General features: G+C 63.9%; 12 protein-coding genes and 2 pseudogenes. 9 read left to right on the forward strand and 5 right to left on the reverse strand.

The window, feature by feature from the left end; genetic code table 11:
• The 9 genes from O7A05_RS26625 to O7A05_RS26665 all read left to right on the forward strand — a co-directional run bounded on the left by O7A05_RS26625 (position 1) and on the right by O7A05_RS26665 (position 8,487).
• A complete protein-coding gene (locus O7A05_RS26625) occupies positions 1 to 1,089 on the forward strand; it encodes a Gfo/Idh/MocA family protein (protein WP_337095961.1) in 1,089 nt (362 codons plus the stop codon).
• Between the two features lie 45 nt (positions 1,090 to 1,134).
• The gene (locus O7A05_RS26630) at positions 1,135 to 2,049 is read left to right on the forward strand and encodes a sugar phosphate isomerase/epimerase family protein (protein ID WP_337095962.1); all 915 of its coding nucleotides are present in this window, start codon (positions 1,135 to 1,137) and stop codon (positions 2,047 to 2,049) included.
• 66 nt (positions 2,050 to 2,115) lie between these two features.
• Entirely contained in the window at positions 2,116 to 3,057 is a 942-nt protein-coding gene (locus O7A05_RS26635; RefSeq protein ID WP_337095963.1) for a sugar ABC transporter substrate-binding protein, read from the forward strand.
• A 62-nt stretch (positions 3,058 to 3,119) separates the two neighbouring features.
• Entirely contained in the window at positions 3,120 to 4,121 is a 1,002-nt protein-coding gene (locus O7A05_RS26640; protein ID WP_337096012.1) for an ABC transporter permease, read from the forward strand.
• A gap of 2 nt (positions 4,122 to 4,123) precedes the next feature.
• Positions 4,124 to 4,900, forward strand: a complete 777-nt coding sequence (locus O7A05_RS26645; RefSeq protein WP_337096013.1) for an ATP-binding cassette domain-containing protein — start codon at positions 4,124 to 4,126, stop codon at positions 4,898 to 4,900.
• A gap of 4 nt (positions 4,901 to 4,904) precedes the next feature.
• Positions 4,905 to 6,086, forward strand: a complete 1,182-nt coding sequence (locus O7A05_RS26650) for an aldose 1-epimerase family protein (protein ID WP_337095965.1) — start codon at positions 4,905 to 4,907, stop codon at positions 6,084 to 6,086.
• 82 nt (positions 6,087 to 6,168) lie between these two features.
• The gene (locus O7A05_RS26655) at positions 6,169 to 7,254 is read left to right on the forward strand and encodes a fatty acid desaturase family protein (protein ID WP_337096015.1); all 1,086 of its coding nucleotides are present in this window, start codon (positions 6,169 to 6,171) and stop codon (positions 7,252 to 7,254) included.
• 29 nt (positions 7,255 to 7,283) lie between these two features.
• The gene (locus O7A05_RS26660) at positions 7,284 to 7,598 is read left to right on the forward strand and encodes a MocE family 2Fe-2S type ferredoxin (protein ID WP_337095968.1); all 315 of its coding nucleotides are present in this window, start codon (positions 7,284 to 7,286) and stop codon (positions 7,596 to 7,598) included.
• A 37-nt stretch (positions 7,599 to 7,635) separates the two neighbouring features.
• Positions 7,636 to 8,487 (forward strand): 3-methyl-2-oxobutanoate hydroxymethyltransferase, encoded by an 852-nt coding sequence (locus tag O7A05_RS26665; protein WP_337095969.1) that lies wholly within the window; start codon positions 7,636 to 7,638, stop codon positions 8,485 to 8,487.
• A 59-nt stretch (positions 8,488 to 8,546) separates the two neighbouring features.
• On the opposite strand, the gene dhaL is transcribed toward O7A05_RS26665, so the two are convergent.
• The 5 genes and pseudogenes from dhaL to O7A05_RS26690 form a co-directional block, all read right to left on the reverse strand.
• The gene (gene dhaL, locus O7A05_RS26670) at positions 8,547 to 9,155 is read right to left on the reverse strand and encodes a dihydroxyacetone kinase subunit DhaL (protein ID WP_337095971.1); all 609 of its coding nucleotides are present in this window, start codon (positions 9,153 to 9,155) and stop codon (positions 8,547 to 8,549) included.
• 5 nt (positions 9,156 to 9,160) lie between these two features.
• Positions 9,161 to 10,167 (reverse strand): annotated as a pseudogene (locus O7A05_RS26675) (dihydroxyacetone kinase subunit DhaK).
• Positions 10,168 to 10,287: 120 nt separating this feature from the next.
• A complete protein-coding gene (gene derI, locus O7A05_RS26680) occupies positions 10,288 to 10,743 on the reverse strand; it encodes a D-erythrulose-4-phosphate isomerase (RefSeq protein WP_337095972.1) in 456 nt (151 codons plus the stop codon).
• A gap of 11 nt (positions 10,744 to 10,754) precedes the next feature.
• A pseudogene (locus O7A05_RS26685) lies at positions 10,755 to 11,521 on the reverse strand (triose-phosphate isomerase).
• Between the two features lie 55 nt (positions 11,522 to 11,576).
• Positions 11,577 to 12,908: a four-carbon acid sugar kinase family protein gene (locus O7A05_RS26690; protein ID WP_337095973.1), complete on the reverse strand. Its 1,332-nt coding sequence runs from the start codon at positions 12,906 to 12,908 to the stop codon at positions 11,577 to 11,579.
• Position 12,909: the final 1 nt, after the last annotated feature.

Below are 12,909 nucleotides of genomic sequence, written 5' to 3' on the forward strand. Positions count from 1 at the left end.
ATGGCAGAAAAAGGCTTCGAGCCGGACGTCAAGGTTCGCACCAGGGACTACCGGATCGGCTGCGTCGGCGCCGGCATGATCATGGCGGAGTGCCATCTGGCCGCCTACAAGGAAGCAGGCTTTCCGGTGGTGGCGATCGCCTCGCGCACCAAGGCGAATGCTGAGAAGGTCGCCACCCGCTGGGGCATTGCGACCGTGCACGACACGCCGGAACAGCTGATCGAGGATGCTGACGTCGAGATCATCGATCTTGCTTTCCCGCCAGACCAGCAGCCGGCGCTGATCCGCCATGCGTTGAAGCAGAAGCACATCAAGGCGATCCTCGCGCAGAAGCCGCTGGCGCTGTCGGTCGAGGAAGCCGTCAAGCTGCGTGACGAGGCGGCGAAGGCCGGCAAGATCCTCTCGGTCAACCAGAACATGCGCTACGACCAGTCGATGCGCGTTCTGAAGCAGATCATCGACAGCGGCGCGCTCGGCGACATCGTCTTCGCGCAGATCGACATGCATGCGATCCCGCACTGGCAGACCTTCCTCCAGGGCTATGACCGGCTGACGCTCGCCAATATGAGCGTGCATCATCTCGACGTGCTGCGCTTCCTGTTCGGCGATCCGGACGAGATCACGACGCTGACGCGCAAGGACCCGCGCACCCAGTTCGACCATTCCGACGGCATCACCGTGTCGACGCTGCGCTTCCCATCGGGCGTGCTCGCGGTATCGCTCGAGGACGTCTGGTCCGGCCCGCGCCAGGAAGGCTATCGAGACGACCAGCACATCAACTGGCGCGTCGACGGCACCAAGGGCGTCGCCAAGGGCACGATCGGCTGGCCGACAGGTGCCGCCTCGACACTGACCTACGCTTCGGCCGAGACGACCGGCGGCGAATGGGTGAGCCCGAGCTGGGAGACGATGTGGTTCCCGCATGCCTTCATCGGCGTGATGGAGCAGCTGCAGCACGCGGTGAAGACCAGCACGCCGCCGGCGCTCTCCGTCGCCGACAACGTCAAGACCATGGCGCTGGTCGAGGCGGGCTACCGCTCCATCGCGTCGGGCCGCACGGTCAAGCTCTCCGAAATCCGGATCAACTGAATCAACCTAATCAACTGAATCGCTTACAGGGAGGAATTCAAGATCATGATGCAGGCAGGTATTTTCACGGGTTATTTCCCGTACGGCCTCGAAGAGACGGCGAAGAAGATCCGCGGCCTCGGCTTCAACACGGTGCAGCTCGACCTGCACTTCAAGGACATCGATCTCTCGGCCGGGCAGATCACCAAGGACAAGGCGAAGAAGGTGCGCGACACCTTCCGCGACCACAATCTGCCGGTCTGCTGCGTGTCGGGCTATACGAACATCATCCATCCCGACAAGGCCGAGCGCGAGAAGCGCGTCGGCTATCTCAAGGAGATCATCCGCAACGCCCGCCATTTCGGCTCGCCCTACGTGATCTCGGAAACCGGCACCTACAACACCGAATCCGACTGGGTGCATCACCCGAAGAACAAGACCGAGGAAGGTTTCGAGGAATGCCGCAAGGTGATCGCCGACCTTGCCCAGACGGCTTACGACCATGGTGCGGTCTTCCTGCTCGAAACCTATGTCAACAACGTCGTCGGCTCGGTCGAAGAGACGGTGAAGATGTTCGCCCAGGTCGATCATCCCGGCCTCGGCCTGCTGATGGACCCGACCAACTATTTCGAGACCCACAACATTGACCGGATGGACCAGATCCTGAACCAGGTCTTCGACACGCTGACCGACAAGATCAGAATAGCGCATGCCAAGGACGTGAAGCGTTCCGGCGACGACAAGTCGGAAAAGCACGCCGATATCGGCGACGCCGATGCGATGGAAAGCCACACCTTCCGCGGTGTCGGCGAGATCGAACTGCCGGCGCCGGGCCTCGGCTCGCTCAACTACGACCTCTACCTGAAGCGTCTGGCCGAGAAGCACCCCAATATCCCGATGATCATCGAGCATCTGTCGGAAGACGACGTGCCGCGCGCCAAGAAATTCCTCGACGGCAAGTTCCGCGAGAACGGCCTGTGAGATCGCGAGGCGCCGCCCGTTTTTGAGCGGCGCCTCTACGCAAAGATACGCAGTGGAGGAAACGATATGTTGAAGTTTGGATTGAAGCTGGCGGCCGCGACGGTGCTTGCCGGCATCGCCTTCGGCCCGGCCGCGCAAGCGCAGGACGGCCAGAAGACGTTCTACCTTCTGTCGCATGGCGGCCCGTCGGATGCGTTCTGGATCGACTGGAATGCAGGCGCGACCAAGGCCTGCGACCAGCTCAAGGTGACCTGCAAGATCTCCTTCAGCGGCGGCGACATGGCGGCGCAGAAAGAAGCCTTCAATTCGGCGCTCGCCGCCAAGCCGGACGGCATCGCCACGACCTCGGCGCAGCCCGGACTGTGGACCGAGGAAGTGAAGGCGGCCAAGGCCGCCGGCATCCCGATCGTGTTCTTCAACACGGACGACCCGGCGACCGGCCGCCAGGCCTATGTCGGCGCAGACCTCAAGGAAGCCGGCGCCATCTGGGCGAAGTATCTCGTCGACCACAAGATGGTGAAGCAGGGCGACAAGGTGTTCCTGCCAGTCGAGGTGCCCGGCGCCAGCTACCAGCAGCTCGAGACCGAAGGCATTGCCGGCGTCTTCGATCCGCTCGGCATCAAATATGACGTGGTCGACTGCGGCACCGATCCGGCCGGCATCATCGCCAAGATGACCGACTATATGGTCGCCAACGATCCGCCGGCGATCATCGCGCTGGGCGATTCCGTGGCGGCCAGCGTCAAGCGGGTATTCGACGGCGCCGGGATTCCGGCCGGCAAGATTCCGGTCGTCGGCTGGGGCAATTCCAAGGAGACGGCGCAGGCGGTCAAGGACGGTTTCGTCAACGCCGCCGCCTGGCAGTATCCCTCGGCGCAAGGCTTCATGCCGGTCGCGGTGCTCGGTCTTGCCGCCTCGGGCGAGCCGATCGGCTACGACATCCATACATTCGGCCTCTACGACGCGTCCAGCGTCGAGCCGATCCTGAAGCTCTACGACAAGAAGTAAGGAAATCGGCGCCCGCCGTTCCAGAGGCGGACGCCATGCAGAAAAGCATGGTTCAGCAACTGATGGCAGTTACAGCGGATGGCGCGGGGCGCGCGAAAAGCAGGTCGAGCCTGATGCGCTCGCCACAGTTCTCGTCCTTCGTCATCCTCATCGTGCTTCTTGTCGTGTTCGGCGTCGCCGACAGCAATTTCCTGTCGCCGCTCAACATCTCCAACATGATGGCGTTCCTGCCGGAGCTCGGCATCATCGCGCTCGGCATGACGCTGCTTCTGACCGCCGGCGAATTCGACCTGTCGGTCGGCGCGGTGTTCGGCCTGGCGCCGGTGGTGGTGATGCTCTTGGCGCAGAACGCCGGGGTCGATATCGGCTTGGCGCTGCTGGCCGGGCTTCTGCTGTGCATCGCGATCGGCGCGATCAACGGCGTGATCGTCACCAAGATCGGCATCTCGTCCTTCCTGGTGACGCTGTCGATGCTTTTGATCGTGCGCGGTGCTGCGCTCTACATCACGCAGGGCTTTCCGCTGAAATCCTGGGACCAGCCGGGCTTCTTCGTCACGCTGCTCGCCGGCAGCTTCAATGTCGGCGCGTTCCGCTTCTACACCTCGCTCTGGTGGTTCATCGGCCTGTCGCTGCTTGCGGTCTATGTGCTGCGCTACGCCAAGCTCGGCAACTGGATCAGCGCCATCGGCTCCAACCGCAACGCGGCGGTGGCGCGCGGCGTCCCGGCCGACGCGGTCAAGATCTGGCTGTTCATCCTGACGTCGGTGCTGGCAGGGCTCGCCGGCATGATCAGCGCCTTCCGCATCTCGGCGGCGTCGCCGGTGGCGGGAACCGGCTATGAGCTTGAGGTGATCGCCATGGTGGTGGTCGGCGGCACGGCGCTGACGGGCGGCCGCGGCACGATCCTCGGCACCATCGTCGGCGCGCTGATGCTGCGCGCGATCCGCAACGGCATCGTGCTCGTCGGCGTGCCCGGGCTCGCCTACAACATCTTCGTCGGCGTCATCATCCTCGCCATGCTCATTCTGCACGCTTTGCTGCAGAAAAACGCCGGAAGGAGCTGACGATAATGCAGGAAGTGCTCCGGCTGCAGAACTTACAAAAATCCTTCGGCAGCGTGCGCGCGCTGAAGAATGCCTCGCTGACGCTCAAGGAGGGCGAGGTGGTCGCGCTGCTCGGCGACAACGGGGCCGGCAAGTCGACGCTGATCAAGGCGATCTCGGGCGTCTTCCCGATCGATCGCGGCGACATCTATGTGCGCGGCGAGAAGGTCTCGATCCGCACCACGCGCGAGGCGATGGACCTCGGCATCGAGACCATCCACCAGGACACTTCACTTGCGCCCGATCTCAGCATCGCGCGCAACCTGTTCCTCGGCCGCGAGCCGGTCAATCTGAAATGGCTCGGCGTGTTCGCGCCGCTCGACCTCGCCAAATTGCGGGATGCCGCCTCGGCGCTGCTGAAGCGCGTCGGCATCTCGAAGAAGCTCGACGCCGACGCCTTGGTCTCGACGGTGTCCGGCGGCGAGCGGCAGTCGATCGCGATCTCGCGCGCCATGCAGTTCGCCGCCAAGGTGATCATCCTCGACGAGCCGACCAACAATCTCGGCGTCGAGGAAACGCATGGCGTGCTGCGCTTCGTCAAGGAGATGCGCGAGGCCGGGCATTCGGTGCTCTTGATCACCCACAACATCCACCATGTCTTCGAGGTTGCCGACCGCATCATCGTCATGCGTCGCGGCGAGATCGTCGCCGAGCAGACGGTCGCCGACACCGACCTCCTGACGGTGGAAAGCCTGATAACCGGCGCCGATTTGTCGGCCCTGATGAAAAGGGCGCAGTGACGGCATGGTGAAGCTCTACGGACAGACGCTTTCGCGCCGGCAGGTCGCCGAACGCTCCGGCATGCTGTCGCAATTCGCCGGCGTGCGGCTCATGACGCTCGGCGACGGCGTCGAACGCGGCATCCGCATGCTCGAATTCCGAACCGGCTCGGGCCTGCGCTTCACCGCGCTCGTCGACCGCGCGCTCGACATCGCCGATTGCGAATACAAGGGCCAGGCGATCGGCTGGCATTCGCCGAGCGGCTTTCGCAACCCCGGCCTGCACGATTATGAGGGCGAGGACGGCTTTGCCTGGGGACGGTCCTTCTCCGGGCTGCTGGTCACCTGCGGTCTCGACCACATTCTCGGCCGCAACGAGGTGCCGGCCGAAAACTACAATTATCCTGGACGCAAGACGGTGACGCATTCGCTGCATGGGCGCGTCGGCACCATCCCCGCGCGGCTTACTGGTTATGGCGAAAGCTGGGACGGCGACCGGTGCGTTTTGTGGGCGGAAGGCATCGTCCAGCAGGCAAGCGTGTTCGGCGAGGACCTGCACCTTATCCGCCGCATAGAGGCTGATGTCGGTGGCAACGAGATCCGGCTCTCGGACCGCGTCGTCAATCACGGCTTCCACCGCACGCCGCATATGTATTTCTACCACGTCAATGTCGGGCATCCGCTGCTCGACGAAGGCTCGCGCTATCTGGCACCGATCCGCGACGTGGTCTGGGCCGCGCATGCCGGCGAGCGCTATCAGGCGCAGGAGGTCGGCTACCGCGCCGCGCCGGAGCCGCTGCGCGGCTTCAGCGAACAGGTCTGGCAGCATGAGCTTGGTGCCGACGCCAAGGGCGAGGTGCCGGTGGCCGTCGTCAACGATCGGCTTGGCCTGGGCTTCGAGGTCGTCACCCGCAAGGACCAGTTGCCTTGTTGCTACGAATGGCAGAATTTCCAGGCCGGGCAGTATGCGCTTGGCATCGAGCCTTCGACGCACCATGTGCTCGGCAATCTTGCCGCGCGCGAGCGTGGCGAGATGATCTGGCTGGAGCACGGCGAAACCTGTGCCTATGACGCGGTGTTCCGCGTGCTCGACGGCAAGGATGCGATCGTCGATGCGGAACGCAGGATCGCGGCCATCGCCCGCCAGCCCGAGCAGGATTATCCTCAGCCCTCCGGCAAGTTCCCAAAACTGGCGGGCAGGGCATGATCGCGACATTTATCCATAGCAAGCCCTCCGGCCGGCGGACCGGATTGCCAGCGCCCAATGAAGATTGGAGGCCGATGTGACGATGGCAAAGAAGCGCGACTACAGCCTTGTCGGCGAAAGCACTCGGCTTGCGATCGAGACCGGGCTTGCCTCGGCCGAGTGGTATCACACCGACGTGCCACGCAAGACCATGAAGGAACTGATGCAGCGCTCCGATGGGCCGGCGATCCGCGACACCATCATCTGGATTGTCGCGATCCTGGGCTCGGCCGCTGGCATCGTCTGGTTCTGGGGTACGTGGTGGGTGGTGCCGTTCCTGTTCGTATATGGTGTGCTCTACGGCTCGTCGAGCGACTCGCGCTGGCACGAATGCGGCCACGGCACCGCCTTCCGCACGCGCTGGATGAACGATGTCGTTTATCACATCGCTTCCTTCATGCTGATGCGCAATCCGGTGCAATGGCGCTGGAGCCATGCGCGCCATCACACCGACACCATCATCGTCGGCCGCGACGCCGAGATCGCGGTGATGCGGCCGCCGGATTTGCTCAAGGCGGCACTGGCCTTCACCGGCATTCTCGACTTCCGCTATTCGCTGCCGACGCTGGTGCGCCAGGCCTTCGGCACATTGTCGGACGACGAGAAGAGCTACATTCCGGAGATGGAGCAGCACAAAGCGGTGACCGCGGCGCGCTGGCACATGGTCGTGTACGCCGCGACGATCGCTGTCGCGATCGCGTTTCAATCATGGATACCGCTGGCGCTGATCGGCCTGCCGCGCCTCTACGGCACCTGGCACATGGTATTGACGGGGCTGTTGCAGCATATCGGGCTCGCCGACAACGTCACCGACCATCGGCTTAACACGCGCACCGTCTACATGAACCCGGTCAGCCGCTTCATCTACTGGAACATGAACTACCATGTGGAGCATCACATGTTCCCGATGGTGCCTTATCACGCGCTGCCGAAGCTGCATGAGCTGATCAAGCACGATTTGCCGCTGCCGAACCCGTCTATGTGGCATGCCTATCGCGAGGTCTGGCCGGTGCTGATCCGGCAGCTGAAATACGAGGACTATTATCTCAAGCGCGAATTGCCGCCGACGGCCAAGCCTTATCGCGGCGAATTCCACGAGCTCGACATAACGGCCGCAGCCGCCGAATAGGCTGTGCACAGAAATCCGGGAGACAGACGATGGCGGACTGGGTGGAAGCCTGCGCGGTGGACGACGTGGACGAGGAGGATGTGATCCGCTTCGACCATGGCGGCCGCAGCTTCGCGATCTACCGCTCGCCGGAGGACGCCTTCTTCGCGACAGACGGCTTCTGCACGCATGAGAAGGCACATCTCGCCGACGGGCTGGTGATGGACGACATCATCGAATGCCCGAAGCACAATGGCCGCTTCAACTACAAGACCGGCCAGGCCAAGGGCGCGCCGGTCTGCGTCAATCTCAAGACCTATCCGGTCAAGGTCGAAGCCGGCAAGGTGATGATCGAGATCGGCTGAGAGCCGTCAGGCAGACAAAAACGGGGGATATACACCGATGAGCCGAAAGAGACCGACCGTCGCCGACCTGCGCGCCATGAAGGGCAAGCGGCAATTGACCATGCTGCGCGTGCTGACGCTGGACGAAGCCGAGGCCGCCGAGCGGGCAGGGGTAGACATCGTCTCGGTGCCGCCGGCGCTGGTGCTCAATCCGCAATACCGCGACGCGGCGCCCAGCCTCTTCACCATGCCCGGCGAGAACTTCTTCGAGATCGGCACGGCCGACGATTTCGTGCGTTGGTCGTTCCGGCTGTACAAGGCCGGCGCCGACGCCGTCTATTGCAGTGCCGGCTACGCCACGATCAAGCGCATGGCCGACGACGCCATCCCCGTCATCGGCCATGTCGGCCTGATCCCGTCGCGAGCCACCTGGACGGGCGGCTTCAAGGCCGTCGGCAAGACGGCGGACACCGCCATGCAGGTGTTCGAGGCGGTCAAGCAATTGGAAGCCGCCGGCGCCATCGGCGCCGAGATCGAGGTGGTGCCGGTCGAGGTGGCGAAAGCGATCTCCGAGCGCACCCAGCTGATCATGCTGTCGATGGGAGCCGGCACGGGGTGTGACGCGCAATATCTGTTTGCCGAAGATATTCTCGGCACCAATCGCGGTCACATGCCGCGCCACTCGAAAGTCTACCGCAATTTCGCCGCCGAATATGACCGGCTGCAGCAGGAGCGCATCGCGGCGTTTTCCGAATATGTCGCCGACGTCAACAGCGGCGCCTACCCGGAAGACAGGCATATCGTGCACATGGACCCGGACGAACTTGCCCTCTTCATGAAGAAGATGGACGAGGATGAAAGTTCAAGACCAATTGCTTCAACGGGCGAGGCGGCATCGGGTCTGTTTTGATCTTGCAATGACCGGCCGAGAGTCGGTGCGGCGGTGACTGCGAGTTGCCTTAGCACCGGCTAGGAAGTCTTCATCTCGTTGCAAATTTCTTCGACCAACATTGCCGCCGATATAGACCCAGGGTCCGGATGACCAAGTGAGCGCTCCCCGAGACGCGCGGCGCGCCCGACGGTGGCGACCATATCGCGTGTCGCTTCTGCTCCCCGGCAGGCGGCGGCGGCTATGGCATCGACATTCTGGCCGTCAATTGCCGCATCCGCGGCCGGAGCCCAGGCATCGAGCATTGTCTTCTGGCCGGGTTCCGCCTTGCCACGCTGGGCGATGCCGTCGCGCATGGCCGCAATGACGGTTCGCAACTCGGCTCTCGGCATGGACGCGCGCGGACCCGCCGCCTTGCCGGCGCGCAGAAGCGCGGTCGCGTAGAGCGGTCCCGAGGAGGCGTCGACCGCGTTGAGAAAGCCCTTGGCGGCGGCATTGAAGATATCCTGCAGCGTGCCCTCGGTGGTGCGGGCCGCGCCGGCCGCAGCCTTCATCCCTTGTTCCATCGCAATGCCGTGATCGGCATCGCCGATCACTCCGTCAAGCGCGCAGAGCCTGTCACGCTCATTTGACATCCGTTCCGCGAAGGCACCAAAAAGGGCTCTCAAGTCCTTGGCCGTGAACTCCATCGCGCTCAGCTCCGGAACATTGCGCAATCGCAGGGATGGTCGATCATGCGCTGCAATTCGTCATCGAGATGCATGACGGTGATCGACGCGCCAGCCATGTCGAGCGAGGTGCAATAAGGGCCGACAAGCGTCTTGTGGACGCCCAGCTCGACAGCTTTCAGGCGGTTCGCGATCCGGGCGTTCAGGATGTAGAGTTCCATCAGCGGCGTCGCGCCCAGCGAGTTGACCAGCACCGCCACGCGATCGCCGGCGGGCGCGTTCATTTCCGCCAGGATCGCATCCATGATTTCGTCGGCGACATCGTCGGCCGAACGCAACGGCCCGCGCCGCACGCCTGGCTCGCCATGGATGCCCATGCCAATCTCCATCTCGCCAACCGGCAGATCGAAGCTTGGCCGCCGGGTCTGCGGCAGAGAGCAGGACGAGAGCGCCACGCCCATGGTGAAGGTGCGGTCGTTGGCGTGACGGGCGATCCGCTCGACCTCGTCCAGCGGCATCATCATGTCGGCGGCCGCGCCCGCGGCCTTGAAGATGAACACGTTGCCGGCCACGCCCCGGCGCTTTTGCCGCTGGTCGCGCGGCGCCGACGCGATGTCGTCGGTGGTCAGCACGGTGCGTGCTCGATCCCTTCCATCTCCAGCAGTTCTGCTGCCATGTCGAAGTTCATCACGTCGCCGGCATAGTTGCCATACATGAACAGGACGCCGGCGCCGCCGCTCGCGGCCATGGCCGCGTCGACCGCCGGCTGCGGAGGAGGCGAGGCGAAGACGTTGCCGATCGCGGCGGCATCCGCCAGGCCTTTGCCGACATAGCCGAGGAAGGTGGGTTCGTGGCCTGAGCCGCCGCCGATTACCAGCGCCACCTTGCCGGTCCGCGGACCGTGTTTGGCGACGACCGCACGCGGTGCATTATCCGGACGCCAAAGGTGCTCGGGATGCGCGGCCATGATGCCGGCCAGCATTTCGTCGACCGCCGCGTTGCCGTCGTTGATCAGCTTCTGCGTCAGGCTCATTCGCATCTCCATGCATCGTCCTCAGCCATGAGACTAAAGATGTCTCCCGAAAGTGGGAACCGATTTCGGGACAAAGACATGCGTAAAATCAAAGCTGATGCAAGGAGCGAATCCGAAGGGTCAACGTGCGTTGTACTTGGCGTCGACCTGGTCGATGGCGGCGACGTTGCCGGCCGACCGGCCCTCGGGATCGAACGTCTCCTTGAGGAAGGCATCGGCGATCGACTTTGCCAGCTCGGGTCCGATCACACGCGCGCCCATGGTGATGATCTGGGCGTTGTTCGAAAGTGCGGCGCGCTCGGCGGAGTAGGTGTCGTGGGTGAGCGCCGCGCGGATGCCAGGCACCTTGTTGGCCGAGATGCAGACGCCGATCCCCGTGCCGCAGATGAGTATGGCACGGTCATACTTGCCGGCCAGCACATCGCTCGCGACCCGGTCGGACAGATTGGCGTAGAAGGGGTCCGGGCCGGCTTCGGTGCGCGACACCTCCGACACCTCGTGTTTGTCCTTCAAATAGTCGGCCAGAACCCTGGCCAGGCCTTCGCCTGCACTGTCCCCTGCAATCGCGAGCTTCATGATCGTCTCCTTCATAATTTGGCGCGGCATCTGGACAGGATGTCGAGGTAACCCCCGACTTCCCATGCGGCGCGCCCGATGAACAACCCGTCGATATGCGGCATGCGATGAGTTCGGCGCAATTGTCCCGGTTGACCGAGCCGCCATAGAGGCAGGGGACACGCCGCCCGAGCACGTCGTGGGCAGTAGCGATGGTCCCTGCCTGACGGGCCTCGGCATAGTCCGAGGTCGCCGGAATGCCGTTGACGCCGATTGCCCAGAGCGGCTCATAGGCGAACAGGATCGGCGCGCGCTTCTGCGCTGTGTCGAGCCTGGAGAGCGCGCCGCGCACCTGCCTGTCAAGAACCTCGCCGGCACGGCCGGCCTGTCGCTCGGTCAGAGTCTCGCCGATGCAGATCAACGGTGTAAGGCCGTGGCGAATGGCAGCCTCCGTCTTGAGCCCGACGGTTTCGTCCGTCTCGCCGAAATGCTCGCGCCGCTCGAAATGGCCGAGCTCGACGATATCCAGATTGCAGTCCTTCAACATCACCGGCGAAATCTCGCCCGTCCATGCACCCTCGTCGGCCCAGTGCATGTTCTGGGCTCCGACCTTGACGGACGTGTCCTTCAGCATGGTCTTGACCTCACGCGCGGCCGTAAAGGGCGGGATGACGAAGCGCTGGACCCGCGGGTCGCCGTCGGCGTCGGCAAGCAGTCCCCTGGCGTAGACACGCGCGTCCGCGAGCGTCTTATTCATCTTCCAGCTCGTTCCGATCCAGACTTGGGACTTGTGTGTCATTGGTCAGTTCCCTGGCGGCAGCGAGCCAAATGCAGGCGAGAGCGGCATGGTGCTGTCAATCGCCGAGACCATCACGGATGGCCGAGAAATAGCGGTCGGTTCCGACCTGCCCGCCCTTCAGCGCGATTTCCAACCCGTCGATCGCCGCGACGCTGGAATGGGCGACGCAGAGCGGCGAGCCAGGCGATGCGGGCAGAGGCATGCGCAGGGTCAGCGCGTCGACGCCCATCTGGCCAAGTGCGTGGCTGGACGTATCGCCGCCGGCGATGATCACACGCTCCAGTTTCTGGTCCACTGTCAATGCGCGAAGCAGTTCGCCGAGGCTACGACCGAGCTTGTGGCGGGCACCTTCCTGGCGATCAATCTCCGCGCCGCGGTCGGCTGCGGGGCCTAGTGCTGTATAGAGGATGACGCTGCGCCCGGCCTCGAGGCTGGCCTTGCCAGCCGCCGCGGCGCGCGCGATCGTCGTGTCGGAACGCTCTGAGACCAGCTCGACCGGGTCGACCTCGACGCCGTCGAAGCCGTCGCTCATCGCATGCCGTATCTGCCGTTCCGTCGTCGGCGAGCAACTGCCCGACACCACGGCGACGCGCCCGGCGGAGCCTGGGGGCTCGAACTGGGTGCTCGCGCCGGAAGCCGCGCTCTCTTTCCACTCGGCAAGCAGGGCATATTCGATGCCGGACGAGCCGACGGCGAAATATCCGCCTGGCGTGCGGGCGCGCCAGATCTCCTTGCCGGCCAGCGCCTGGGTCTCCGGACTGTCGACGTCGATGAGCAGGATCGCCGAACTCCCAGCCAGCTTATCGAAGACCGCAGGCCGGTTGGGCGAGCGCAATGTCGCAAGGTCGAGCAATTCGGATGGAAGGTCCGTCTGCCGTGAAAGATGCACCAGGAGGTCGGATTCGTCCATCGGCGTTGCCGGATGGCGGCTCATCACCGGATGGCGGTCGATGCGATAGTAGCGGTCGCGATAGGCGGCGAACAGATGACCGAAGGCAGTGTAGCGCTTGAGCTGCGGTGCTCCGACCACCAGCGGGACGCAGTCTTGCTCGAACACTGCGCGGCCGATCTCGATCGCGCGGCCGATGCTGCCAATCGCGGGGCCGGAATCGAAGGTAGAACAGACCTTATAGTGGCAGATATCGCCTTCGAGTGACTTCAGCCAGGTGAACGCCTCCTTGAGGTGCGTGTCCATCCATTGCGGGGATTCGCTTCGGCTGGTGCCGGCAAGACCGACGGCGCGGCAATGCGCGAAGCGCGCCATCAGTCCAGCATCCGGCTTGCGCATGAAAAGCACGGTCGGCACGCCGCCGAGTTCCAGCGCCTCCATGACATCAGTCGAGCCGGTCAGGTCGTCGCCATAATAGCTGAGAAGCAAGTTCTGCATG

Source organism: Mesorhizobium argentiipisi (SeqCode), from assembly GCF_037179585.1.
GTDB classification, from domain to species: Bacteria; Pseudomonadota; Alphaproteobacteria; order Rhizobiales; family Rhizobiaceae; genus Mesorhizobium; species Mesorhizobium argentiipisi.